Here is a 23,112-nt window from a genome sequence, read left to right as displayed (position 1 = left end):
GCGGGTTGCATATGCGACAAAGCAGCCTAACCTGCGCCCCGAACCGCCACCCGGAGCCGCCATGACCGTTGGTCGAATTATCGAGACACCAGAATGCGTTGCGGAAGGGGCCGCGTGGCTGTCTGACGCCTGTCCGCGCATGGCGCACGCGATCGAACTGACCCGCCCGTTGCCCCTGCGCCGCCGGCCCGACGGCTTTGCGCAACTGCTCAGCGCCATCGTCAGCCAGCAGGTCAGCGTGGCCTCGGCCAACGCGATCTGGGGGCGGATGCAGCAGGCGGGCCTGACCGGGCCGCGTAAGATCAAATGGGCCACCGACGACGATCTGCGCGCAGTGGGGCTGAGCCGCCAGAAGATCCGCTATGCGCGGGCGCTGGCCGATGCGCGGATCGACTACAAGGCCCTGCGCGAGGCACCCGATGACGTGGTCATTGCGACCCTGACACAGGTGCCGGGCATCGGGGTCTGGACGGCCGAGATCTATGCCATGTTCTCGCTGGGGCGGGCGGATGTGATCGCGCCGGGCGATCTGGCCCTGCAGGAGGCCGCGCGGATGCTGTACGGCCTGCCGGATCGGCCGACCGAAAAGGCGCTGCGGCAGATGGCCGGGGCGTGGTCGCCGTGGCGGTCGGTTGCAGCCCGGGTTCTGTGGGCCTATTACCGCGTGGCCAAGGATAGGGAAGGGATCAGATGACACGGGTTTTGAACGCGCTCCGCAAAGAGCCGGTTTCGGGCGACACGCGCTCGGTCGTGGTGTTCGTGCATGGCTATGGCGCCAACGGGGCCGATCTGCTGGGGCTTGCGGATGTTCTGGGCGAACACCTGCCCGACACGCTGTTCGTGGCCCCCGACGCACCCGAGCAGATCCCCGGCATGCCCAACGGGTATCAGTGGTTTCCGATCCCGTGGATCGACGGCTCGTCCGAGGAAGAGGCCCGGCGCGGCATGGAAATGGCGGTCGAGGATTTCAACGCCTTTCTCGATGCTCTGATGGTGGACGAGGACGTGCTGCCCGAGCAGGTGGTGCTGTTCGGCTTTTCCCAGGGCAGCATGATGAGCCTGCACGTGGCCCCGCGCCGCGAAGACCCGGTGGCCGGCGTCATCGCCTTTTCCGGCCGCCTGCTCGAGCCTGACCTGCTGGCCGACGAGGTGGTCAGCCGGATGCCGGTGCTGCTGGTCCATGGCGATGCCGATGACGTGGTGCCCCCGCAATCGCTGCCCGAGGCCGCCGAGGCCCTGCAGCGCGCGGGCTTCAAGGAGGTCTTTGCTCATGTCATGAAGGGCACCGGCCATGGTATCGCGCCCGACGGGCTGGGCGTCGCGCTGGCCTTCATGCGCGACAAGTTGAACCTGTGACGCGGCAGGGTCACCCCCACAGGTGACCCTCGGCAAACTCCACCGAATTTCCGGCCGGGTCGCGCACATAGAGCGATCGTGCCCCGTTGGGCCAGTCGAACTCGGCCTCGACCGGGACGTTCCAGTTCAGCAGATGCTTGCGCATCGACGCGATCTGGTCGCGCGTCAGGATCAGGCACACATGCCCCGGACCGCGTGCGCCATGCGGCGGCACCGGCAGGTCGGGGTTGGTCGGGGGCTGTTCCGTCTGGTCGGGGTTGAACAACAGCAATACCGAGGCGCCGACTCGGAAGAATACATGTCGGCCATCGGCACGCTGAATGCGGTCCAGGCCCAGAACCTCGCCATAGAACCTTTCGGCGGCGTCCAGATCATCGACATACAGCGCGGCCTCGAGAATGCCCGAAGGCGACGGGATTCCGGCAGCCACTTTCATGGCGACATGATAGCCGACATCGCCGAAAAAGTCACCGCCGCGGACGCCGGTCCCGCTTGCGTTGGGGGGCGGTTTCCAGAACGGGCATCGGCAGGCTGTCCCAGCTGCCGGGGGCGAGGTCGTCCAGGGTCCAGTCTCCGATCCGGGCTCGGATCAGGCGCAGGGTGGGGTGGCCCACGGCGGCCGTCATGCGGCGTACCTGCCGGTTGCGCCCCTCGCGCAGGGTCAGTTCCAGCCAGCAATCCGGCACCGTCTTGCGTTCGCGGATCGGCGGCGTGCGCGGCCACAGGCCCTGGGGTTCGTCGATCAGCCGCGCTTTGGCTGGGCGGGTCATGCCGTCATTCAACTCGACCCCGTCACGCAGGGCCCGGATGGCCGCCGCATCCGGGTTGCCCTCGACCTGGACCCAATAGGTTTTGGGCATCTTGTGCTTGGGGTCCGAGATATGGGATTGCAGCCGTCCATTGTCGGTCAGCAGCATCAGCCCCTCGCTGTCACGGTCCAGCCGCCCGGCCGGGTAGACCCCTGGCAGGTCGATGAAATCCGACAGGGTGCGGCGCGGCGAGTCGGCATTTTGCCGGTCGGTGAATTGCGGCAGCACGTCGTATGGCTTGTTGAAGCGGATGAACCAGGACATGGCCCCCCATAGCTGCGGATCATCGCTCGCGCAAGCTGTGGATAACTGTCACGCGCCTGTTACGGCCGCCGGCTATCATGCTCTCGAGATATTGTGGAAACTCAGGGCTTGCCAGAGCTTTGCCACGATATATAGTTGAATCAAGACCGGGGCGGGTGCTCCCCGCTCTGGTGTCCCATACAGGCAGCCGAGAGCGAGGAGCGATTCTGCGATGGACGGAGATTTCAGGACCGAATTTGTCAGGGAGCCGGGTGCGCTGAAGCACCACCCGGCCCTGGTTTTGAATGCCGATTATCGTCCGCTGTCCTACTATCCGCTGTCGCTGTGGCCCTGGCAGGAGGCGATCAAGGCCGCCTGGCTGGACCGGGTCGATATCGTCGCCGAGTATGACGAGGTGGTCCGCAGCCCCAGCACCGAGATCCGAATACCGTCGGTGGTTGTCCTGAAAGATTATGTGAAACCCAGAAAGCGCGTGGCCTTCACGCGCTTTAATTTGTTTCTGAGGGACGAATTCCGCTGTCAGTACTGCGGCAGCCGCGGAGATCTGACCTTTGACCATGTGGTGCCGCGCGCGGCCGGTGGCGTCACCAGTTGGCAGAACGTGGTCGCCGCCTGCAGCCCATGCAATTTGCGAAAAGGGTCGAAATCGCTGCGTCAGGCCGGGATGAGCCTGCGCAAGCCGCCGCGTCAACCCGACGCCGAGATGCTGCAGAACATCGGGCGGAAATTTCCGCCCAACCACCTGCACGAAAGCTGGATCGACTTTCTGTACTGGGATGCGGAACTGGACGCCCAGTAGGGTCAGCGCGCGCGCCAGGCGGCCAGCCAGACCAGGACCAGACCGGCGGACAGCAATGCGTTCCATCCGGCCATGGACAGGCCGAACATCTCCCACGGGATTTCGTCGCAGCGCACCAGCGGGGCGGCCATGATCTGTTCCATCAGTTCTTCCGCCGACAGGCCGCTGATGCTGCCCGAGGTGCAGCTGGACGGGCCTTCCCACAGCCCGCGCTCGGCTCCGGCGTGATAGATGCCGATGCCCGAGGTGGTCGCGGCGGCCGCCGCGCCGAGAAGCGGAAGAAGGCGCACGCCCGGCAGGGCGAAGGCCAGGGCACCGATCACAATTGCCGCGCCATGAGGGTAGCGTTGCCAGATGCACATTTTGCAGGGCGCCATGCCGCCGATGTATTGAAAGGCCCAGGCCCCCAGCAGCAATCCCAGGGATCCGGCCGCGGCCAGAAGGATGAGTCTACGTTTCCGTGTCATATGTATTTCACCACCACGAATCCGCCGATCAGCAGAAGGATGAACAGTGTAAACATCAAGCCCAGTCGTTTTTCGATGAAATCGCGGATCGGTTCGCCAAAGCCCCACAGCAGCCCCGCGACCGCGAAGAACCGCAGCGCGCGCGCCAGGATCGATGTCGCGATGAAGGTGCCCAGCGGCATGCCGGTCCAGCCGGACATGATCGTTATGACCTTGTAGGGAAAGGGCGTGACGCCGGCGGTCAGAACCGCCCAGAACCCGAAATCGTTGAACCTCTGGTTGAATTCCTCCATGGCATGCGCCTTGCCCATCGCCTCGAGGATGGGCTGGCCCAGGCTTTCGTAGAAGAAAGCCCCGATGGCATAGCCGAGCATCCCGCCCAGCACCGAGGCAACCAGGGCCACGCTGGCGATCAGCCAAGCACGCGACGGGCGCGCCAGAATCATCGGGATCATCAGAACATCCGGCGGGATCGGAAAGAACGAGCTTTCGATGAAAGCCACGATGGCCAGCGCCCACAGGGCATGGGGGTGATCGGCCAGACGGATGGTCCAGTCATACAGCGATCGCAGCATTCGCACCAGGTTCCACTGTTCAAGTCCGACGAGGCAAATCACGCGCACGCCGCAGCGTCAACCTCTTGCGTCACCGAGCGGCGGGATGTTTGGTGATTTTTGCCTCTGGACCTTCGTGCACATGGGCGGTAATTCAATGCGCGTGGCCCAAGTGGCGGAATGGTAGACGCAGGGGATTCAAAATCCCCCGGTAGCAATACCGTGTGAGTTCGAGTCTCACCTTGGGCACCACCTTGTTTTTCCACGAACAATGCCTTGATGCGCCGGGGCGGCCGGGTCAACCGGCGGTTGCCGCGTTTGCTTGCCGCGAAGGGTTCGCGTGCCGCATCGTATGGCCGAAGGGGGAATTATTCCGACCGGTCGTCACATCTGCGGCGGGCAGGGTGCCCCTAGGGCAGAAGGCTTGACAAAGCGTCTGGGTGACACAAACCTCGGAGCTGTTGGGAGAATTTGGGAAAACAGACGGTTGCATCCGTTGCATGACGCGCCGGATTGTCCTATCCGCTCGATCCCCGGACCGGGTTCTTGGCCCGTCTTCCGTCAGAAAACAAAAATCTTGGGAGTCCTCAAATGATCAAGAAAAGCAAGCTGAGCCTGGGCGCGATCGTCACCGCCGCGCTGATGGCCCCTGCGGCCTATGCCGAAGAATTCATCACGATCGGCACCGGCGGCGTGACCGGCGTGTATTACCCGACCGGCGGCGCGATCTGCCGTCTGGTGAACAAGGGCCGCAAGGAACATGGCGTGCGCTGCTCGGTCGAATCGACGGGTGGGTCGGTCTACAACATCAACACCATCCGCGAAGGCGAGCTGGAGTTCGGTGTGGCCCAGTCGGACTGGCAGTACCACGCCTATAACGGCACTTCGAAATTCGCCGATGCAGGCCCGTTCGAAAAGCTGCGCGCCGTGTTCTCGGTCCACCCCGAGCCGTTCACCGTGGTGGCCCGCGCCGATTCCGGCATCAAGAACTTCGAAGACCTGAAGGGCAAGCGTGTCAACATCGGCAACCCCGGTTCCGGTCAGCGCGGCACCATGGAAGTGCTGATGGAAGCGATGGGCTGGACCACGGATGATTTCGAACTGGCCACCGAGCTGAAGGCCGCCGAACAGTCGGCCGCCCTGTGCGACAACCAGATCGACGCGATGGTCTACACCGTCGGCCACCCCTCGGGGTCGATCCAGGAAGCGACCACCGCGTGTGATTCCGTTCTGGTCAACGTGACCGGCCCGGCGGTTGACAAGCTGGTCGAAGAGAACTCGTTCTACCGCAAGGCCACCATCCCCGGCGGCATGTATCGCGGCACCGACGAGGACGTTCAGACCTTTGGTGTGGGCGCGACCTTCGTGACCTCGGCCGATGTGTCGGAAGATGCGGTCTATGCCGTCGTCAGCTCGGTCTTCGAGAACTTCGACGACTTCAAAAAGCTGCACCCGGCCTTCGCCAACCTCAAGCCCGAGGAAATGATCAAGGACGGCCTGTCCGCTCCGCTGCATCCGGGCGCCGAGAAATACTATCGCGAAAAGGGCTGGATCCAGTAACCCGGCTTTGACCCAAGACCGCGAGGCGCCCGACGGCGCCTCGTTTTCCACCGGCGGGAGGCCGGACAAAAAACCAAGCAGGCCACGAACCGGCCGCGGGACGGGAGATTTTTGATGAGCGCTGACCCTCAGGGCAATCGTCCGCTATCCGAAGAAGAGCTGCAGGAACTGGTCGCATCCTCGGATGCGGGTGCGCGGGATCCGGCGGGCAATGTCGGGCTGTTCCTGGCCATCGTCGCGGCGATCTGGTCGATCTTCCAGGTCGTTCTGGCGTCGCCCCTGTCGAATGTCATCCTGCCCGGCAGCATCGTCAACAACGCGCGTCAGTTCCACCTGGCCTTCGCGTTGTTTCTGGCCTTTGCGGCCTATCCCGCACTGAAATCCAGCCCGCGCAACTACATCCCGATCCAGGACTGGATCATGGGCGTTCTGGGCGCCGGCGTGGCGCTGTATGGATATTTCTTCTACGACAAGATCGTGAATGCCGGCGGCCTGGCCGACGACGTGGACAAATGGGTCGCCCTGGGTGGTCTGCTGTTGCTGTTCGAGGCCGCGCGCCGTGCGCTTGGCCCGGCCATGGCGATCATCGCGACGATTTTCCTGGCCTATGTGTTCTTCGGCTCGTCCGAATGGGTGCCCGAAGTGATCCGCTGGAAGGGTGCCAGCCTGAAAAAGGCCATGAGCCACATGTGGATCACGTCCGAGGGCGTGTTCGGCATCGCCTTGGGCGTTTCGACCAAGTTCGTGTTCCTCTTCGTTCTGTTCGGCGCGATGCTGGACAAGGCCGGGGCGGGGAACTATTTCATCAAGATGGCGTTTGGCGCGTTGGGTCACCTGCGCGGGGGGCCGGCCAAGGCCGCCGTCGTCGGCTCGGCCGCGACCGGCCTGATTTCGGGCTCGTCCATCGCCAACGTCGTGACGACCGGCACCTTCACCATCCCGCTGATGAAACGCGTGGGCTTTTCCAGCGAACAGGCCGGCTCGGTCGAGGTTGCCAGCTCGGTCAACGGCCAGATCATGCCGCCCGTGATGGGCGCGGCCGCCTTCCTGATGGTGGAATATGTGGGCATCTCGTATGTCGAGGTCATCACCCACGCCTTCCTGCCGGCGGCGATTTCCTACATTGCGCTGGTCTATATCGTGCATCTCGAGGCCGTGAAGCGGAACATGCCCACCCTGGGCGACCGCGACGTGCATCTGGCCCGTACGGTCGTGGGGATGCTGATGTTCTTCCTGGTGTTCGCAGGGCTGTGTTATGGCTCGCAATACCCGGTCGAGGCCGTTTCGGCCTGGGCGCCGTCCAGCGCGGGGCTGATCCTCAGCCTGATCGTCTGCGCGATCTATGTGGCCTTGGTCTATCTGGCCGCGCAGGTGCCTGACCTTGAGCCCGACGATCCGAACGCAACCGAAGTGAAGCTGCCGGTGATCTCAGAGATCTACAAGGCCGGCCTGCATTACCTGCTGCCGATCGTCGTTCTGGTCTACTTCCTGATGATCGAGCAGAAATCGCCGGGTCTGTCGGCCTTCTGGGCGACGGCGCTGCTGTTCGTGATCCTGCTGACGCAGAAACCGCTCAAGGCGATTTTCCGGGGGCAAAGCGATCTGGCGAATGCCTTTGTCGATGGGGTTGCCGATCTGTGGCAGGGCCTGATCGACGGCGCGCGCAACATGATCGGCATCGCGCTGGCCACGGCCACCGCCGGCGTCATCGTCGGCACCGTGACCCTGACCGGCGTGGGGCAGGTGATGGCCGATCTGGTCGAGTTCCTGTCCGGCGGCAACCTGATCCTGATGCTGGTGATGGTCGGGCTGCTCAGCCTGATCCTGGGCATGGGGCTGCCGACCACGGCAAACTATATCGTCGTCAGCTCGTTGATGGCGGGGGTCGTGGTGGAACTGGGCGCGCAAAGCGGCCTGATCGTGCCGCTGATCGCGGTGCACCTGTTCGTGTTCTACTTCGGCATCATGGCCGACGTGACGCCGCCCGTGGGCCTGGCCAGTTTCGCTGCGGCCGCCGTATCGGGCGGTGATGCGATCAAGACAGGCTTCACCGCCTTCTTCTACAGCCTGCGCACCGTGGCGCTGCCTTTCGTGTTCATCTTCAACACCGATCTGTTGCTGATCGATGTCACCTGGGTCGAGGGGATCATAGTGGCCATATTCGCCACCATCGCCATCCTCGTGTTCACGGCTGGCACGATGGGGTATTTCCTGACCCACAGCCGCATCTATGAAAGCGTTGCGCTGATCGCGATTGCCTTTGCGCTGTTCCGACCGGATTTCTTCATGGACCGGATCTCGCCCTCGCATCTCGAGGTCGAGCCGGCCGGGTTCGTGCAGGCGGTGGGCGAGGTCGAGCCCGGCACCGAGCTGCGGGTGGTGGTCAGCGGGCCGGATTTCGACACCGGCAACATGACCGAGACCACCGTCGTCGTCACCGTCGGCACCGAACCTGACGGTGCGGCGCGGGTCGAGGCCATGGGCTTTCTGCTGATCGAAGAGGACGGTCTGGTCAAGATGGACGAACCGATGTTCGGCGCGCCCATCGCCGATGACCTGGCCAATTTCGACTACTACGGCGACGAGCCGGTGCGTATCGCATCCGCCGATCTGCCGGTCAGCCAGCCGCCAAAACAGCTGATCTACATCCCGGCCATGCTGCTGCTGGGGTTGATTGCCTTCCTGCAACGCGGCCGTGCCGCCAGACAAGAGGTGCCCGCATGAGCAAATCGGTTCTGTGCGCCGTTGACATCAGCAACGGCAAGATCGACGCCCCGGTCCTGAAACAGGCGGCCAAACTGGCCGATATGGACGGGGCGCAACTGGACGTGGTGACCGTGCTGCCGGATTTCGGCGAAAGCTGGGTGTCGGGTTTCTTCAAACCCGATTTCCACGAAAAAGCCACGCAAGAGGCCCATGACCAGCTGGTCGCCCTGTGCGAGGACGTGCTGGGCGCCGAGCGCAATGCCACGATCCGGCATGTGGTGGCCACCGGCACGGCCTATCAAGAGATCCTGAAAACCGCCGAAAGCGCCGGCAGCGATCTGATCGTGATCGGTGCGCACAAGCCGGATTTCAAGGACTACCTGCTGGGTCCGAACGCCGCGCGGGTCGTGCGCCATTCGGATGTTTCGGTCTACGTCGTCCGCTAGGGCGGCGCGCCATACCCCGTCATTTCCAGGTAGCCGCGCCCGGCATGGCTGCCTGACACGGTCACCGGCCCCTCCCAATAGGCAAATCGGGTCCCCATCCAGGCGCCGGGGTTCAGCGCGCTGACGCGAATTTCGACCCCCTTGGCCGGCAGCGATATCGCCCATTCGGTCGGGATGTCACGCCCGGCCACCGAACTGGTCTGCACTGGTGTGAACCGGATCTGACCATCGGGCAGGGACTGGCTGGTGCCTTCGGCATTGATCCAGGTCGCGGCCGTGAAGTCCCCGCGTCCGCCGCGCAGGCGAAAGGCCATCAGCTTGTCGCCCGTGTCGAATGTCAGCGAGAACCAGTCCCACCCGGACTGGTCCGCGGCCAGCGGTTGCGAGGACCACTCGCGATCCAGCCAGCCTTCGCCGGTAACCTGCACATCGCGGTCGGGCAGGTGCAGAACTCCTGAAACCGCGTATCTGGGTTGCGAATAGTAATAGCTGGCTTGTCCCTCGGCGGATTTGACCGAATACCCATTGTCGCCGTGGAATACCAAGGGGCCGTCCGCTGTCAGGCTCAGGTCATACCCGAAGTCGGCCCCGTTGGCGCGCAGGCTCAGCGCGTCGATGATGTCGCCGCGCATGTGCCACTCGTCGATCCAGGCCTGGAACGGCACGGCTGTGACCCCGGCCTGCCCGATGCCGCCACGCGCCAGGCGTTCGGCAAAAAAGTGGGTGTCCGGGGTCGTCAGGCCGGCATGACCCATCCACAGCTGCGGGCTCTGCCAGCCGCTCTGCTCGAACGGCCGCAGCGCTGATCGGAACAGGGTCCATTGGATGCCATACTCCTGCCCGTCCGCGCCTGTCAGGTTGGCGGTCAGGTACCACCATTCGATGCGGAAAGACGGGTGCGGGCCGTGATCGGCCGGGAAGTCGAACCGATGGCCCGGCTGCGGAATGTCAAAGCCTTCGGCGCTGCTGCCCAGACCGGCAAAGCCTTGGGCCGATGCCGCGAAAGGGGTCAGCAGCAGAAAGACGAGCGCCTTAACGTTCATTGGCAAAAACCCTCAGCAGATCGGCGGGTGGAACGCGGCGCAATCGCCACGCGGGCAGGGCGGCGGCCAGCAGGGCGGCGATGGCCGTCAGAACGAAAAGCTGCACCCAGGCCCAGGGAAACAGGAACATGGGCAGGCGCCAGCCAAAGGCCTGAACGTTGATGACCGACAGCAGGACCCAGGCCAGCACCAGCCCCAAAGGCAAGGCAAGGAAGGCGGTCAGGGCGGCCAGCACCACGCTGCGCAACAGCTCCAGCGCGGCCAGCCGAGACCGGGTCAGCCCCAGCGCCCAGATCGGCGCGATCTGTGGCAGACGCTGTGTCCACAGCGTCAGCAGGCTGGTGAACATGGCAAAGCCCGCGACGCCCAGGGTCAGCACGTTCAACGCCGAGGTCACGACGAACGTCTTTTCGAAGATCGCGCGCGACTGCGCCTTGACGGCGGCTTGCGGCACGACGGCACCGGGGCCCAGATCGAACCGCGTGCGCAGTGCATCGGCCAGAGGGCTTGCCTGAGACGGGTCGATCCGTATGCCGAACCGGCGGTTTTCGGCCTCGGGCGCGATCTGATCGAACAGGTCCATGGCCACGATGGCCTGCCCGGTCGGATTGCCATAGTCGGAATAGACCCCCGCGATCGTCAAGGCCATGCCGGGCGCAAGGGGCAACCGGTCGCCGGGCCACAGATCGGCGCGGCGGGCCAGTTGTTCGTTGATCAGAATGCCCTCGCCGCGAAACAGCGTGTCCCAGGCATCGGGGGCGCCGGAGATCAGCGGCCAGTGTTCGCGATAGGTCGGGTGATCGACGATGCCATACAGGAACAACGGCCCGGTTTCATGGGGCAGCTCGACGTTGCGGATCGGCAGAACCGCCTCGGCGCGCGGTTCAAGCCAGGCCTGGATCTGCCGGCCCTGATCCGAGTCCTCGGCCGTCACGTACAGTTCCGACACCAAGCGCTGATCGAGCCAGCCAAGGAAGGTCAGCCGAAAGCTGGATACCATCGTGCCCACGCCGATATTCGCCGCCAGCGCCAGCAGCAACGCCATCAATGCCAGAGACAGCCCCGGCAGTTGCGCCTGCATGTCGGCCCAGACCCATTGCGTCACGGGCTTTCTTGCACGTCGGCCAAAGACGCGCAGGGCAGTCGACACAAGCATTGGCAGCAGCAGCGCGCTGCCGGTCAGGATGCCGCCCAGCAGGACAAAGCCCGCCACCAGCCCGTCGAACAGGGAATACGCGGCAATGCCCGCCGCGCAGACGAACAGCCCGGTAAGGGCGCTGGTGCGGTGGTCGGTTCCGCGCCGCCAGGCCTGCACGCCGGGTGCGGCCAGCAGAGGCAGCCTGGCCAGTCGCCACAACGCCTGTCCGCTGGCCAGGATCGTGCCGCCCACGGCCATCGCCAGCCCGGCGGCGGCCCACCCGGGCCGCAGGTGCAACTGTCCCTGGACCGGTGCGCCATACAGACCACGCAGGGTGGCGGCCACGTCGGGCAGCAGCGCGCCCGCCAACAGATGCCCCAGCACCAGACCCAGAGTGCCGCCGATCAGGGCAAAGACGACCAGTTCGGCCAGCATCAGCCGCGAAAGGGTGGCCAGCGGCACCCCAAGCGCGCGCAGGGTCCGAACCATGCCGCGCCGCTGCGCAAAGGCCAGCCCAACGGTGCCATGAACAATGAACAGCCCCACCGCAAAGGACAACAGCCCGAAGGCCGAGAGGTTCAGGTGAAAACTGTCGGTCAGGCGGGCCGTGTCGATGCGGCTGTCCGGGCCGCGGCGACGCAGGTCGGGCGCAACCTGATCCAGCGGCGGTCGCGCACGGGGCTGGTCGGGCAGCAGCACCAGGCGCGTCAGACTGCCCGACTGACCCAAAAGGGTTTCGGCTGTGCCGATATCCGTCAGGACCAGATCCGGCGGCAGCGCCGTGCTGGTCAGGATCGGAGGCAAATCCCGCCGCTCAGAAAGCCGCGCGGCCAGATCAGGCGTGGCAAACAGCCGGCCGGGCGGCGTCAGCACGGATTCGGGGGCGGGTGGGTTCCCCTGCGGATCAGCCAGCGCCGGCAAGGCCGGGTAGGAGACCATGTCGACCCCCATCAGGCGCACCGATCGTCCGCCCGCGTCGATCCGGCCGTCCAGAACCGCGGCGACCTGCCAGCCCGAACGGCGCAGCGCGACGTAGGTTGCCAACGGGATGCGCCCCGAGGGATGGATCAACTCGTCCAACTGGCCCAACCCCAGTTGCGCATTGGCCCGGTCATAGCTGGCGCGCGCCTCGGCGTTGATGGCCTGCACGGCCGACCACAACCCGGTCGCCAGAGCGATTCCGGCCAGCAGGGTGGCCAGTTGCACCCGGTGCCAGCGCCAATGCGACCACAGCGCCTGCAGGACGGGGCCGATCATGCGATCCGGCCGTTGGTCAGGTGGGCCTGCCGGTCGAGGCGCGCCGCGATGGCCTGGGAATGCGTCACCAGCAGCAGCGCGGCGCCGGTTTCCGCAACCAGCGCCAGCATCAGATCGAGCACCGCGGCGCTGGCGGTTTCGTCCAGGTTGCCCGTCGGTTCATCGGCCAGCAGCAGCCGGGGCCGAACCGCCAGGGCGCGCCCGATGGCCACCCGTTGCTGCTGCCCGCCCGAGAGGCCTTCGGGATAACGCCCGGTCAGATCGGACAGCCCCAGCCGCCGGGTCAGATGCGCCTCCCACTCGGGGTCGTGCCGGCCGGCCAACCGCGCATGGAACGACAGGTTCTGACCGACGGTCAGCGACGGGATCAGGTTGAACTGCTGGAACACCAGCGCCACATGCGTCCGGCGCAGCGCCGCGCGGTCGGCATCTCCGAGCCGCGACAGGGCGGTGCCGTCCAGAAGGATTTCTCCGCTGTCAAAGCGGTCGAGGGTGGCCGTCAGGTTCAGCAGGGTGCTCTTGCCGCTGCCGCTTTCACCGGTCAGGGCGAGGGTCTGCCCCTGATCCAGCGACAGCGAAACACCGTTCAGAACCGGGCGCCCGCCGGGATAGGTTTTGTGGATATCGTGAAATTCCAGCAACATGTCAGGGCCTGTCATAGTCCACCCCAGAATGTGCGGCACGCGGCGCCGGTGTCCAGTACCCGAACCCAGCGCGATCATTTCGCCGCACCCGGACGTCCCTTGTACCGGGCGCGCGAAACCGTCATTCTTCGGGTTCGGGGTTGGCCGAATGCCGGGGAGAGACATGACATTGCTGCATCAGATCCTTTGGGGCAGCTTCTATCTGGGGCTGTGTTTCCTGATCGAGATCGGGTTGCTGACCTGGTGCGTTCAAGTGCTGCGCCGGCTGGACGAAAGCTGGCAGAACCGCAGCCGCATCCTGCGCACCGCCGGACCGATCGCCTTTTCCCTGGGCGTGATCGTCGCGGCGCACACGGTTCAGGTCTGGATCTGGGCGGTGGTCTGGGTGCTGGGCGACGTGTTGCCCGGCTGGAACTCGGCGCTGTATTTCTCGTTGGTAACCTTCACCACGCTGGGCTACGGCGACATCGTCCTGGGGGAAGGGCTGCGCATCTTCGGCGCTTTTGCCTCGGTGACCGGGCTGCTGGCCTTTGGCCTTTCCACGGCCTTTCTGGTCGCGTTGATGACCCGGATGTTCGAGGAACACCTGAATCCCTAGAGGATGGGGGCGAACAGGCGCGCCAGCGGTGCCCCGTGGCGGATATGCGGCGGCTGCTGGATCAGCCTGCGCGTCAGCTCATAGCTGTTTTCGAAATCGGTACGCAGCATGTCGGCCACGGCCTCGGCCGCGCGTTTGTCGAAGAACAGGGCCATCGCCTCGAAGTTCAGCCGGAACGAGCGGTTGTCGAGGTTGGTGGTTCCGACGGCGGCCAGCGTGTCATCGACAACGAAGGCCTTTTGATGCATGAACCCGTCGGTATAGCGCAGGACACGCACGCCGCAGTCGCGGATCTCGTCGAAATAGGCGAAGGCCGCCAGCCAGGGCAGGCGATGGTCGATCGCGTCGGGCACCAGGATGCGCACGTCCACGCCCCGCAGAGCGGCATTTTGCAGCGCGGCCATGATGTCGATGTCGGGCACGAAATAGGGCGAGGCGATCCACACGCGGTCGGTCGCCGCGGCAATCGCGGCAAAGAACATCATCGCCCCGGTTTCCGTGTCGTCGCCGGGGCCGGTCGCCACCAGCAGCGCGTTCATGTTCCGGTCGGATTCGCTGCCGGCCCAGTCCAGCAGATCGATCAGGTCTTCGCCGCGGGCCCAGTGCCAGTCCTCGGTGAAGATCAACTGCAACTGGCGCACGATATGGCCCGTCATCCGGATGTGGGTGTCGCGCCAGCGGCCAAATTCGGGGTCCTGGCCCAGATACTCGATGCCGACATTGTGGCCGCCGATGAAGCCGATCTCGCCATCGACGATCACGGTCTTGCGGTGGTTGCGATAATTCAGCTGGAAGCGGAAATTGGGGCCGCGCTGGTCGCGGGGGTCGGCCACGTCCACACCGGCCTGACGCAGCTCCTCCAGATAGGCCCGCGGCAGGCCATAGCTGCCGACCGCGTCGGTCATGAAGCGGACATGCACGCCGCGGCTGGCCGCGTCGATCAGTTTTTCCTGAAGTTCCAGCCCAAGCGCATCGTCGCGCACGATGTAGAACTGGATCAGAACGTATTTCCGGGCCTGATCGATCGCGGCGAAGATCGCCTCGAAGGTCGCCTCGCCATCGATCAGCAGGTCCATGCTGTTGCCACGACAGACGGGCAGGTGGGACAGGGCCTCGAACGGTTTGGGGTTGACCGAAAGGTCGGTGGGGTCGGGTTTTGCGGCGTCGGAAAAGGCGCGAATGCCTTCGACGACGCGTTCACTTTCCTTGCGGGCGATGCGATAGCCCTGAAACCGGTGATGGCCAAGAAACAAGTACAACGGAACCGCCAGAAAGGGCGCCGAAAGCAGAAACACCGCCCACCCGACGGCCCCTTGCGGCGTGCGCGCCGTCTGCGCCGCCCGCACCGAGAAAAACACCGCGACGCAATAGACGGCAAAGACCGACAGCGAGGCGATGAATGTCCACATGGGGCAACCCTTCCGCGCTTCAGTTCGATCCGGTGAAAACCCGGGACCAGTCCTTGGCCATGTCCACGATAACCCAGCCCATTTCCGGGCCTTTGTCCAGACCGTCGACAAGGCGCCCGATGTGGCTGTCGCGATCATAGGCCCATTCCCGTTCGGCGTCGGTGTGATGGATCAAAACCCCCATCCGCGGCCCGTCGCCGGCCGTGGTCCATTCGAGCATGGCGAAATCACCATCCGAGTTTCCGACTGCCAGAATCGGGCGTTTCCCGATCGAGCGTTCGATGTTGATGGGCTTGCCCTCCTTGTCGTCGATGAACGCCAGCGCGGGTGCCTTCATGATCGTGGGCGTGCCATCCACCAATTCATAGGTGCTTTCGGCATAGGTGCCCAGAACCTGGTTGGGCGGAATCCCATAGGCGTCTTCGGTAAAAACGCGCATGAAATGCAGCCCGCCCCCCGAAACGATGTAGGTGGAGAACCCTTCGTCGCGCAGGTATCTGAGCAGCTCGACCATGGGCTGATAGGTCATCTGGTCATAGGCCAGCCCTGTTTGGGGATGGCGCTCGGTCTGGAACCATTCGGCGACGGACGCCTGGAACGCCTCGACGCTGAGGCCCGAATGCGTGGCGCTGACGACCTCGATCAGGGCGTCCTCTCCGCCCTTCAATACGGTCTCGGCGTCGCCCCTGGCCGCGGCTTCCAACGTCGGCGTGGTCAGGATCGACGGGTCGTCCTGTGCCATCTCGGCCAATTCATCCATGGCATAGATGAACTGGAAATAGACGGGCTGTTCCGCCCACAACGTGCCGTCATTGTCGAAAACGGCCACCCGGTCGGCGGGGATGACATATTCAGGCGTGCCCGGCGTCGTGACCGTTTCCACGAAGTCGATGATCCGCTCTTTGGTGGGCCTGTCGGTCCAGCTGGGCAAGGGATCGGCCGCAAGCCCTGCCGGCAGCGCAAGAAGGGTGGCTGAAACAAGCTGTCGAAACATGAACTATCCTTTCAATGCAATAAAATTAGGGCCGCCGTTCAAGCCGGCGACCCCCGATCGCAAGTCCGGCCAGGATCAGTTGTTGGTCGGCGTCAGCATTGTCTCGATCACCTGGTCCAGGCTGAAGCTGGCTGCTTTCTGGCGCGGCGGGAACTCCTGGAAGGTTGCCAGGAAATTCGCCACATATTGTTGGGCCGGCACCAGCAGATACACGCGGTCGATCATCCAGTCATAGTAGGTGTTGGACGTGCGATATCCGCGCTCATAGGGATCGCGGCGCAGGTTCACGATGATCGGCACCCGCAGTTCGGTCCACGGCTCCATCCAGGCGCGCAGGGTGGCCCAGGCCTTCTGCTCCAGGAAGATCAGTTTCCAGTCGTCGTAGCGCAGGGCGGTCAGGTCGCCGTCATCCGAGAAATAGAAGATCTCCTTGCGCGGGCTTTCGGTGGTTTCACCGGTCAACAGCGGCAGGATGTTGTAGCCGTCAAGATGCACCTTGTAGTCGCGACCCATGGCGGGCGAACTGTAGCCCTGCTTCAGTTTTTCCTTGATCTCCGGGTCTCCGGCCGCCGCCAGGTAGGTGGGCAGCCAGTCCATGTGGTGCACGATCTCGTTGGTGGCCGAACCGGGTTCGATGTGACCCGGCCAGCGCACCATCGAAGGCACGCGCCAGCCGCCTTCCCAGTTGGTGTTCTTTTCGCCCCAGAACGGCGTGGACGCGGCATCGGGCCAGGTGTTGTAATGCGGTCCGTTGTCTGTCGAATAATGGACGATCGTGTTGTCCGCGATGCCCAGCTCGTCCAGCAGATCGAGCAGCTGGCCCACATGCATGTCATGTTCGATCATGCCGGCCGAGTATTCGTCCATCACACGCCCGGTCATGTCATTGGCCTGCTGGCGCATCTCGTCTTTGACATGAGTGCGGAAGTGCATCCGCGTTCCGTTCCACCAGACATAGAAGGGCTTGCCCTGTTCGTGCGCTCGCTTGATGAAGTCGATCGCCGCGGCCACGGTTTCGTCATCCACGGTTTCCATCCGCTTCTTGGTCAGCGGTCCGGTATCTTCGATGGTTCCGTCGGCCTTGGACTTGATGACGCCACGCGGGCCAAAGGCTTCGCGGAAGGTCCGGCCATCAGGCAGAACCGCATCGCCCGGATAGTCCTCGTTTTCGGGTTCTTCTTCCGCATTCAGGTGATACAGATTGCCGAAAAATTCGTCAAAACCGTGGTTTGTCGGAAGATGTTCATCCTTGTCGCCCAAGTGGTTCTTGCCGAATTGACCGGTGACATACCCATGATCCTTCAGCAGCCCGGCAATGGTGGGGTCTTCGACCTGCATGCCGAGATCCGCGCCCGGCAGGCCGACCTTCGACAACCCGGTGCGGAACACCGACTGACCCATGATGTAGGATGACCGGCCCGCAGTACAGGACTGCTCGCCATAGTAATCAGTGAAGATCATGCCTTCATTCGCAACGCGGTCGATATTCGGCGTGCGATATCCCATCATGCCCATGGTATAGGCCGAGATGTTCGACTGACCGATATCATCGCCCCAGATCACCAGAATGTTCGGCTTCTGTTCCTGCGCCCAGGCCGGCACGACCAGCGCGAGGGACACCGTGGCCACGGCCAAGCGCCGCAACCCTCTGCGCCAAAGTTCTTTGGGATTGTCCTTTGATGACATTTTTTTCTCCTTTGTAATTCAGGCTGGAAATGGCCTTGCTGCAAAATCAAATGGGGAAAGATCCGCCCCCAAACCCAGTCAGTCAACCAACGCGACCGCCACAAGTAGGACGGGTCGCGACACATGCGGAATCGCTGCAAACCCTGTTGGCAAATTCTGGATACCACAAAGCGCAAACTAAATATACTAATGTATGAAATCAGGGGGCTGGGCTGCCGCAGCGCGGGGATCGAACGCGGAACGCGACGCCAGTTTCGCAATCACGGGTTGAGTTTCGGCAAGCCCGAGCTCACGTGACGCCGCGGTCGGGCGATACGTTTCAGGCAGGCCTGAACGTCGGACCAGTTTTCCGGTTGCGGACGGCCTCCGTACCGAACGGCGCCAATCCGTGCCAGAGACGCCTCGAACTCGCTTGTGTCCACCGGATCCGGCAGACGCCGTTTCCACGCCTCCAAGTCCTGATAGGCTTTGGCGATGTCTTTTTGACGAACAGCGCGCCGCAGTTCGGCGAACGCATACCCGGCCGAGGACAGCCTGCGGTGCCGGGCCGCCCGCCATCGTTCTTCAAGAATCGGCCGCAACCTTCTGGCCAGCAACCAAAAGCCGACCGACAATATGGTGAAGACAGCACTGATGCGCAGGATCGTTTCCCGGTCGGGCGGCTGCCAGGGCGGCGGCGCCAGAATCAGATCGACCGGACCGACCCGCGCGGTTTCGACCGCCCCGCTTTCAAGGTTGAACCAGTCGACTTCGAGCCCCGGCAGTCGGGCTTGACCGCCGTCCTGCGCCACATAGGTCACTCGGTCGGTCCTCTGGCCGGACAGCACGCCTCGATTCTCGGTTTCCGACAGGCGGGGCTCGCCGGGATAGGCTCTCAGCAGAGGGTCCTGAAACGGGGGCAGCAGGGCCGGGATCATGATCGCTGTGGTACCCGAGATGGTGGCCGTCAGCGTGCGGGTCAGAGCGTCTCCGGTTTGCAGGTTGGTGTCGCCTTCGATCTTTTGCCTCAGGGCGAAATCCTTCGCGATGATCAGCGGATCCAATCCACGCGCCGCGTCGGGAACCTGGGCCGTCAGCCGCGCTGCCGGAAGCGGAACCGAGACTTGAACGGGATCGTTGGTTTCGGGATCGGCATAGGTCACCTGCACCTCGGCCGCGGCAAATTCATACGTGCCGGGGGCAAGCGGATACAGACGATAGCTGCGCTGAACCCCAGACCACGTTTGGCCTTCGATGCTCTCGCTGACCGGCCCCGAAGCGCGTTCAGGCAGGCGTACCAGAAGGTTTTCCTGTTCAAGCGATGGAAAGACCGGCGGGTTTGGCATGTAGGTCGGTACCAGCACTTTCAGGCGAACGATGGCGGGCTGGCCGACGATTGTCGGATCCGGCGGCACTTCGATCGTGACGCGGGGCTGGATGTCTGTTGCTTGCGCCAGAACCTGGGCGGGGCAAAGATATAGCATCAAGAGCGCGAGGTACCTCATTGGGATCGCTCCTGATTTTCCAGAACAAACCGGCTGCGCAGGAAGTCCTGCATGTCGGTGTCGATGGCGCTGATCCACTGGTCGGCCGACAGGGGCGCGGCGTCCCCGGTCTCGGCCTGTTGCGTGGTCTCCGCGCCCAAACCGGCTTCGTTGTCGAACACCACGTCATCAGCGCCGATGCCCGCTTCCTCGCCGGTATCGGATTGCGCGCGTGTGGATTCGACCTCGGCCAGAATGGCCTGGGCGACGGCCAGGTTGTACGCGGCCTCCGGCCAGTCCGGGCGACGCTCCAGCGCGGTTTCAAAGGCGGCGATGGCCGGACGATACTGTCGATTTCGGATGCGGGCCATGCCTTCGGCAAACGCCGCTTCGGGCGTGGAAAGCTGGGCAAAGGTCTCGGAGGCTTCGGCATATTGCCCGGCTTTCAACTGGGCGTAGCCCCGGTGATACCGATCCTGAAACAGCGTGCTGGCGGCGGCGTAGTTCTTGCGATTCATGGCGATCTGGCCCTGCTGGTCCGGGGTCAGGAACCAGTCCCGCCAACCGTCTGCGCGCGCGCCGGACGGTGGCAGAAACAGCAATGCCACGAACCCCCAGCGGAATACCCAGCCGCGTCGGAACCACAGCAGCGCGATCAAGGCGACGGGCCAGGCCAGGATCCAGGCGCGGTCCTGCCAGTCGACGCGGTCATCCTCGCCCAATGCCGCGGAAGAACTGCGGGTGATCGCGCGGTTCAGACGGGTGATGTCTCGGTCGTCGCCCGAGAAGGGAACGATCGTGGCGCTGCGCAGGCCGTCCAGTTGTGGGATCTGACGGCCATTCGGAAGCATTGTCAGAAAAAACAATGGTGTATCGGATTGTCCCAATGCGGAAACCTGTTGCGGATCGATATCGTCCAGCACGAAGAGAACCGCGCCTGTGCCTTTCTGATCGCCCAGAATGTCCTGCGCCAGCGTCAGCGCGTCACCGGCGGCATCGCCCGCCACCGGCATGACCGCCGGGGTCAAGCCTTCCAGCAAGGGGCGCAGGATGTTGGCATCTTCGGTCAGCGGCGCGACCCGGTGTGCGGATCCGGCATAGGCGATCAGCGCGGTGGGCGCGCCTGCGCGGGTGTTGATCAGATCGGTGATCTTCAACTTGGCGCGGTCCAGCCGTGACGGCGCCAGGTCTGCCTCCTCCATGCTGTCGGTGACCTTGAGCGCGATCACCAGCGGCGCGGTGTCCGCAATCAGAGGGTTCGGCGCCCGCGACCATGTCGGCCCTGCCACGGCAAGGGTCAGAAGACCGGCGGCGAGCGCGGCGAGGTCTACCGGACCGATCCGCCGTTGATCTTCGGCCCCTAGACGCAGTGCCTGCGCCAGGTGGGGCGCAACGCCCGCAGGCAGGTCCGAGCTGCCCGATCTGCGCGGCCGAGACAGCCACCAGACAGCGGCAATAGGCAGCAACAGCAACAGCCAGTAGGGGCGCAGGAAATGGAACTGGGCCAGAGCGTCGATCATGCCACGCGCCTCCGACCCTGTGAAAGGCGCAAGCCCAAGGTGCTGGCGAGGATGAGGAGCAGTGCCGCCGCCAGCGGATAATGCGCAAGGCTGACCCGTGGGCGGTAGCTTTGGGTTTCCACTACGCGGGGGTTCCGGGCGTCGATCTGCTGGTAGACCTCGGTCAGGGCGGCCTCGTCGTCGGCAAAGAAATACTGGCCTTGGGTTTTGTTGGCGATGTCCTTCAGCGCGTCCAGATCGACCCGGTCTTCTCCCGTGGCATCCGGGTCGCCGACGCCGATCGTGTAAATCACGACACGCTTGTCCGCCGCAATCGACGCGGCATTGACCGGCGTCATGCGGCTTGAGGTGTCGGCGCCATCCGACAGCACGATCATCAGGCGTTGGTCCACCTCGCTCGACTCGAAAGTGCGGATGCCCAGCCCGATCGCATCGCCCAGCGCCGTGTTCGGACCCGCCATGCCGACGGCGGTCTGGTCCAGAAAACCGTTGAGGCTTTGCAAGTCCTCGGTGAACGGGGCCTGAACGAAAGCGCGGGTGCCGAAGATGATCAACGCCATCCGGTCGCCGTCGCGCGCGGCGATGAAGGCGCGCAGAACGTCCTTGACGGCCTCCAGCCGCTGCTTGGGCGTGCCATCTGCGGCCTTGAAGTCGCGCTGGTCCATCGAACCCGAGATGTCCACCGCCAGCACCACGTCGCGGGCGGATTTTTCGATGACGATCGGGTCGCCCAGCCGTTCGGGCCGGGCCATTGCCAGAACCAGCAGCACCCAGATCAGGATCGCCAGACCGGTTTGCATGCGCGTCCGTCTCAGGGTGACCGAGCCGGATCGCGGCTCGGCCCCGGCCGCTTGGGCGACGTGGCGAAAGAACGGGATGCGAATGGCATCGACCCGTTGCCGGTGCAGCGGAGCAAGGAAATAGACCAGTGCCGGCAGCGGCAGCAGAAGAAACACCCAAGGCGCGGCGAAACTGAACATCACGCCGCCCCCTTGGCCCGATGCGACTTGATCCAGTGCCGCGCCAGTTCGGCGGCATCCGGGTCGGTGACCCCCTTGCGGTAGGGGGCGGCCGCCAGATTGCCGAGGGCAGAGGCGGAAAACCCGGACAGGTCAGCGGTTTGGCCCAGAAACTTCGTCCAGTCGTCACCGGTCAAACCGGCCACCTGAGACCGGGGAAAGGCGACAAGGGCCGCGCGGCGCACGATCTCGGCGGCTTTGGCCGGGTCATTCTGACACCGGTCCAATTCCCTCAGCGCAAGCCGCCGATAGGCATTTGCCCGCCGGTGCCGCCGGATCGCCACGAAGATCAGACCAACCACGACCAACAGCGCCACCGCCAGAACAATCCAGCCCCAGGTCTGCGGCACCATGGAAATCGGTGCCGGCTCGGGCGCCGGTTTCAGCATGTCCAGCAGCTCGACCAGCGATTTGCCTTCGGTGTCCGGGGTCATGACCGCCCCCGTTGGTGGCCGAACAGCCTCAGGATCTGGGCCAACGCGGGCTCGGCCGTTGTCAGCGGGACGACGGGAAACCCGTATCGGCGCGACCAGGATTGCAGCTGCGCCAGCCTCTGCTCCATCGCCTGTGTCACGCGGTCCGACATTTGCCTGTCTGACGCGTCCAGTTCGATCTGCTGGTCGCCGTCCGAGACCGTCAGCCGCAGCTCGGGCGGCATGTGGCGCGCGATCGGGTCGTAAATGTCGAACAGGATCAGGTCATTGGAATGGGCCAGGCGGCGCAGCAGCCGTTCTGACCCGTCGGTCAGACCGTCAAAGTCCGAGAAGACGCAGACCAAGGCATTGGTATGTGCGATGCGCGCAGCCTGTTGCAGCACCTGGTTCAGCGAGACCGTGGTCTGTGGGCGCAACCCGGCATTCAGGCTGCAATTGAGTGCGCCAAGCGAGGACAAAAACCGCCGCAAGGCCGCAGGGCGGCGCTGTGGCCGATGTTCGGCCAGGTCGGTATCGCCGAACACGATCCCGCCGACGCGGTCGCCTTGCGCCAGAACCCGATGGGCGGCGATGGCCGCGGCTTCGGCCGCCACCACCGATTTCATGTAGACTTGTGTGCCGAAGAACATCGAGACCCGCTGATCCACCAGCAGCAGCGCCGGGCGGTCACGCTCTTCGGTATAGACGCGCACATGCGGCTCGCCCGTGCGGGCCGTCACTTTCCAGTCGATCGTGCGGATGTCGTCGCCGGGCAGATAGGTGCGCAGTTCCTCGAAATTCAGGCCGCGCCCGCGCAGGCGCGAGGCATGGCGGCCGTTCAGCACCGAACGGGCCGGCTGTCGGGGCAGAAGGCTGAGCGCGCCGCTGCGCCCGCCCAGGCTCAGCAGGTGGCGGGCATCGACGTGGATGCGTGTGTCGCGGGATGTCGCTGCGGTCGGGGACACGC

General features: G+C 64.3%; 22 protein-coding genes and 1 tRNA gene. 8 read left to right on the top strand and 15 right to left on the bottom strand.

Features of this window, described 5'->3' with window-relative positions:
* Nucleotides 1-61 precede the first annotated feature (61 nt).
* Together F3H26_RS02085 and F3H26_RS02080 are read left to right on the top strand one after the other, a co-directional pair.
* The gene (locus F3H26_RS02085; protein ID WP_149774406.1) at nucleotides 62-694 is read left to right on the top strand and encodes a DNA-3-methyladenine glycosylase family protein; all 633 of its coding nucleotides are present in this window, start codon (nucleotides 62-64) and stop codon (nucleotides 692-694) included.
* The gene (locus tag F3H26_RS02080) at nucleotides 691-1,356 is read left to right on the top strand and encodes an alpha/beta hydrolase (RefSeq protein ID WP_149774405.1); all 666 of its coding nucleotides are present in this window, start codon (nucleotides 691-693) and stop codon (nucleotides 1,354-1,356) included. Before F3H26_RS02085 ends, F3H26_RS02080 begins: the two co-directional genes overlap by 4 nt.
* Nucleotides 1,357-1,366: 10 nt before the next feature.
* Here the strand turns inward: F3H26_RS02080 and F3H26_RS02075 are convergent, their stop codons facing one another.
* Nucleotides 1,367-1,792 carry a VOC family protein gene (locus F3H26_RS02075; RefSeq protein ID WP_149774404.1) on the bottom strand — a complete coding sequence of 142 codons (426 nt, stop codon included), beginning with the start codon at nucleotides 1,790-1,792 and terminating at the stop codon, nucleotides 1,367-1,369.
* Nucleotides 1,793-1,823: 31 nt separating this feature from the next.
* On the bottom strand, nucleotides 1,824-2,429 hold the full coding sequence (locus F3H26_RS02070) for an rRNA large subunit pseudouridine synthase E (RefSeq protein WP_149774403.1): 606 nt from the start codon (nucleotides 2,427-2,429) through the stop codon (nucleotides 1,824-1,826).
* 211 nt (nucleotides 2,430-2,640) lie between these two features.
* On the opposite strand from F3H26_RS02070, the gene F3H26_RS02065 reads away from it, so the two are divergent.
* Nucleotides 2,641-3,228: an HNH endonuclease gene (locus F3H26_RS02065; RefSeq protein WP_149774402.1), complete on the top strand. Its 588-nt coding sequence runs from the start codon at nucleotides 2,641-2,643 to the stop codon at nucleotides 3,226-3,228.
* Nucleotides 3,229-3,230: 2 nt separating this feature from the next.
* On the opposite strand, the gene F3H26_RS02060 is transcribed toward F3H26_RS02065, so the two are convergent.
* On the bottom strand, nucleotides 3,231-3,695 hold the full coding sequence (locus F3H26_RS02060) for a disulfide bond formation protein B (RefSeq protein WP_149774401.1): 465 nt from the start codon (nucleotides 3,693-3,695) through the stop codon (nucleotides 3,231-3,233).
* Nucleotides 3,692-4,270, bottom strand: coding sequence for a YqaA family protein (locus F3H26_RS02055; protein WP_149774400.1), 579 nt, complete (start codon nucleotides 4,268-4,270; stop codon nucleotides 3,692-3,694). Before F3H26_RS02055 ends, F3H26_RS02060 begins: the two co-directional genes overlap by 4 nt.
* A gap of 145 nt (nucleotides 4,271-4,415) precedes the next feature.
* Between F3H26_RS02055 and F3H26_RS02050 the strand changes: the two genes are divergently transcribed.
* From F3H26_RS02050 to F3H26_RS02035, 4 genes are all read left to right on the top strand, one after another.
* Nucleotides 4,416-4,501, top strand: a tRNA-Leu gene (locus F3H26_RS02050).
* A 339-nt stretch (nucleotides 4,502-4,840) separates the two neighbouring features.
* Complete coding sequence (locus tag F3H26_RS02045; RefSeq protein ID WP_188127668.1) at nucleotides 4,841-5,809, top strand: TAXI family TRAP transporter solute-binding subunit; 969 nt, start codon at nucleotides 4,841-4,843, stop codon at nucleotides 5,807-5,809.
* Nucleotides 5,810-5,923: 114 nt separating this feature from the next.
* Nucleotides 5,924-8,533: a TRAP transporter permease gene (locus F3H26_RS02040; protein ID WP_149774399.1), complete on the top strand. Its 2,610-nt coding sequence runs from the start codon at nucleotides 5,924-5,926 to the stop codon at nucleotides 8,531-8,533.
* Nucleotides 8,530-8,961, top strand: coding sequence for a universal stress protein (locus F3H26_RS02035; RefSeq protein WP_149774398.1), 432 nt, complete (start codon nucleotides 8,530-8,532; stop codon nucleotides 8,959-8,961). The genes F3H26_RS02040 and F3H26_RS02035 overlap by 4 nt, the downstream gene beginning before the upstream one ends.
* Here F3H26_RS02035 and F3H26_RS02030 read toward each other — a convergent pair.
* Genes F3H26_RS02030 through F3H26_RS02020 form a run of 3 tightly spaced genes read right to left on the bottom strand, consistent with a single transcriptional unit; the run spans nucleotide 8,958 to nucleotide 13,043 of the window.
* Complete coding sequence (locus F3H26_RS02030) at nucleotides 8,958-10,004, bottom strand: lipocalin-like domain-containing protein (protein ID WP_149774397.1); 1,047 nt, start codon at nucleotides 10,002-10,004, stop codon at nucleotides 8,958-8,960. The two genes, F3H26_RS02035 and F3H26_RS02030, sit on opposite strands and share 4 nt — an antisense overlap.
* Nucleotides 9,994-12,399: an FtsX-like permease family protein gene (locus F3H26_RS02025; RefSeq protein ID WP_149774396.1), complete on the bottom strand. Its 2,406-nt coding sequence runs from the start codon at nucleotides 12,397-12,399 to the stop codon at nucleotides 9,994-9,996. The genes F3H26_RS02030 and F3H26_RS02025 overlap by 11 nt, the downstream gene beginning before the upstream one ends.
* Nucleotides 12,396-13,043: an ABC transporter ATP-binding protein gene (locus tag F3H26_RS02020; protein ID WP_188127667.1), complete on the bottom strand. Its 648-nt coding sequence runs from the start codon at nucleotides 13,041-13,043 to the stop codon at nucleotides 12,396-12,398. Before F3H26_RS02020 ends, F3H26_RS02025 begins: the two co-directional genes overlap by 4 nt.
* A gap of 163 nt (nucleotides 13,044-13,206) precedes the next feature.
* Between F3H26_RS02020 and F3H26_RS02015 the strand changes: the two genes are divergently transcribed.
* The gene (locus F3H26_RS02015; protein WP_149774395.1) at nucleotides 13,207-13,641 is read left to right on the top strand and encodes a potassium channel family protein; all 435 of its coding nucleotides are present in this window, start codon (nucleotides 13,207-13,209) and stop codon (nucleotides 13,639-13,641) included.
* Here the strand turns inward: F3H26_RS02015 and cls are convergent.
* From cls to F3H26_RS01975, 8 genes are all read right to left on the bottom strand, one after another.
* A complete protein-coding gene (gene cls / locus F3H26_RS02010; protein WP_149774394.1) occupies nucleotides 13,638-15,050 on the bottom strand; it encodes a cardiolipin synthase in 1,413 nt (470 codons plus the stop codon). The genes F3H26_RS02015 and cls overlap by 4 nt on opposite strands.
* Before the next feature lie 19 nt (nucleotides 15,051-15,069).
* Nucleotides 15,070-16,044, bottom strand: a complete 975-nt coding sequence (locus F3H26_RS02005) for an HAD family hydrolase (RefSeq protein ID WP_149774393.1) — start codon at nucleotides 16,042-16,044, stop codon at nucleotides 15,070-15,072.
* A gap of 75 nt (nucleotides 16,045-16,119) precedes the next feature.
* Nucleotides 16,120-17,730 (bottom strand): arylsulfatase, encoded by a 1,611-nt coding sequence (locus F3H26_RS02000; protein WP_149774392.1) that lies wholly within the window; start codon nucleotides 17,728-17,730, stop codon nucleotides 16,120-16,122.
* A gap of 260 nt (nucleotides 17,731-17,990) precedes the next feature.
* On the bottom strand, nucleotides 17,991-19,214 hold the full coding sequence (locus F3H26_RS01995; RefSeq protein WP_149774391.1) for a BatD family protein: 1,224 nt from the start codon (nucleotides 19,212-19,214) through the stop codon (nucleotides 17,991-17,993).
* On the bottom strand, nucleotides 19,211-20,713 hold the full coding sequence (locus F3H26_RS01990; RefSeq protein ID WP_149774390.1) for a VWA domain-containing protein: 1,503 nt from the start codon (nucleotides 20,711-20,713) through the stop codon (nucleotides 19,211-19,213). The genes F3H26_RS01995 and F3H26_RS01990 overlap by 4 nt, the downstream gene beginning before the upstream one ends.
* The gene (locus tag F3H26_RS01985) at nucleotides 20,710-21,693 is read right to left on the bottom strand and encodes a vWA domain-containing protein (protein WP_149774389.1); all 984 of its coding nucleotides are present in this window, start codon (nucleotides 21,691-21,693) and stop codon (nucleotides 20,710-20,712) included. Before F3H26_RS01985 ends, F3H26_RS01990 begins: the two co-directional genes overlap by 4 nt.
* Nucleotides 21,693-22,166 carry a DUF4381 domain-containing protein gene (locus F3H26_RS01980; protein WP_149774388.1) on the bottom strand — a complete coding sequence of 158 codons (474 nt, stop codon included), beginning with the start codon at nucleotides 22,164-22,166 and terminating at the stop codon, nucleotides 21,693-21,695. The genes F3H26_RS01985 and F3H26_RS01980 overlap by 1 nt, the downstream gene beginning before the upstream one ends.
* Complete coding sequence (locus tag F3H26_RS01975; RefSeq protein ID WP_149774387.1) at nucleotides 22,163-23,110, bottom strand: DUF58 domain-containing protein; 948 nt, start codon at nucleotides 23,108-23,110, stop codon at nucleotides 22,163-22,165. Before F3H26_RS01975 ends, F3H26_RS01980 begins: the two co-directional genes overlap by 4 nt.
* Nucleotides 23,111-23,112: the final 2 nt, after the last annotated feature.

The sequence above is a fragment of the Ruegeria intermedia genome (assembly GCF_900129345.1).
Classification (GTDB): domain Bacteria; phylum Pseudomonadota; class Alphaproteobacteria; order Rhodobacterales; family Rhodobacteraceae; genus Ruegeria; species Ruegeria intermedia.
Note: the sequence above shows the minus strand (reverse complement) of the source record. Positions and strands in the feature narration are given on the sequence as shown.

What these genes read in the sequence shown, in the direction of transcription:
- F3H26_RS02085 (WP_149774406.1), top strand. Translation starts at nt 62, where the DNA reads ATGACCGTTGGTCGAATTATCGAGACACCAGAATGCGTTGCGGAAGGG.
- F3H26_RS02080 (WP_149774405.1), top strand. Translation starts at nt 691, where the DNA reads ATGACACGGGTTTTGAACGCGCTCCGCAAAGAGCCGGTTTCGGGCGAC.
- F3H26_RS02075 (WP_149774404.1), bottom strand. Translation starts at nt 1,792, where the DNA reads ATGAAAGTGGCTGCCGGAATCCCGTCGCCTTCGGGCATTCTCGAGGCC.
- F3H26_RS02070 (WP_149774403.1), bottom strand. Translation starts at nt 2,429, where the DNA reads ATGTCCTGGTTCATCCGCTTCAACAAGCCATACGACGTGCTGCCGCAA.
- F3H26_RS02065 (WP_149774402.1), top strand. Translation starts at nt 2,641, where the DNA reads ATGGACGGAGATTTCAGGACCGAATTTGTCAGGGAGCCGGGTGCGCTG.
- F3H26_RS02060 (WP_149774401.1), bottom strand. Translation starts at nt 3,695, where the DNA reads ATGACACGGAAACGTAGACTCATCCTTCTGGCCGCGGCCGGATCCCTG.
- F3H26_RS02055 (WP_149774400.1), bottom strand. Translation starts at nt 4,270, where the DNA reads ATGCTGCGATCGCTGTATGACTGGACCATCCGTCTGGCCGATCACCCC.
- F3H26_RS02045 (WP_188127668.1), top strand. Translation starts at nt 4,841, where the DNA reads ATGATCAAGAAAAGCAAGCTGAGCCTGGGCGCGATCGTCACCGCCGCG.
- F3H26_RS02040 (WP_149774399.1), top strand. Translation starts at nt 5,924, where the DNA reads ATGAGCGCTGACCCTCAGGGCAATCGTCCGCTATCCGAAGAAGAGCTG.
- F3H26_RS02035 (WP_149774398.1), top strand. Translation starts at nt 8,530, where the DNA reads ATGAGCAAATCGGTTCTGTGCGCCGTTGACATCAGCAACGGCAAGATC.
- F3H26_RS02030 (WP_149774397.1), bottom strand. Translation starts at nt 10,004, where the DNA reads ATGAACGTTAAGGCGCTCGTCTTTCTGCTGCTGACCCCTTTCGCGGCA.
- F3H26_RS02025 (WP_149774396.1), bottom strand. Translation starts at nt 12,399, where the DNA reads ATGATCGGCCCCGTCCTGCAGGCGCTGTGGTCGCATTGGCGCTGGCAC.
- F3H26_RS02020 (WP_188127667.1), bottom strand. Translation starts at nt 13,043, where the DNA reads ATGTTGCTGGAATTTCACGATATCCACAAAACCTATCCCGGCGGGCGC.
- F3H26_RS02015 (WP_149774395.1), top strand. Translation starts at nt 13,207, where the DNA reads ATGACATTGCTGCATCAGATCCTTTGGGGCAGCTTCTATCTGGGGCTG.
- cls (WP_149774394.1), bottom strand. Translation starts at nt 15,050, where the DNA reads ATGTGGACATTCATCGCCTCGCTGTCGGTCTTTGCCGTCTATTGCGTC.
- F3H26_RS02005 (WP_149774393.1), bottom strand. Translation starts at nt 16,044, where the DNA reads ATGTTTCGACAGCTTGTTTCAGCCACCCTTCTTGCGCTGCCGGCAGGG.
- F3H26_RS02000 (WP_149774392.1), bottom strand. Translation starts at nt 17,730, where the DNA reads ATGTCATCAAAGGACAATCCCAAAGAACTTTGGCGCAGAGGGTTGCGG.
- F3H26_RS01995 (WP_149774391.1), bottom strand. Translation starts at nt 19,214, where the DNA reads ATGAGGTACCTCGCGCTCTTGATGCTATATCTTTGCCCCGCCCAGGTT.
- F3H26_RS01990 (WP_149774390.1), bottom strand. Translation starts at nt 20,713, where the DNA reads ATGATCGACGCTCTGGCCCAGTTCCATTTCCTGCGCCCCTACTGGCTG.
- F3H26_RS01985 (WP_149774389.1), bottom strand. Translation starts at nt 21,693, where the DNA reads ATGTTCAGTTTCGCCGCGCCTTGGGTGTTTCTTCTGCTGCCGCTGCCG.
- F3H26_RS01980 (WP_149774388.1), bottom strand. Translation starts at nt 22,166, where the DNA reads ATGACCCCGGACACCGAAGGCAAATCGCTGGTCGAGCTGCTGGACATG.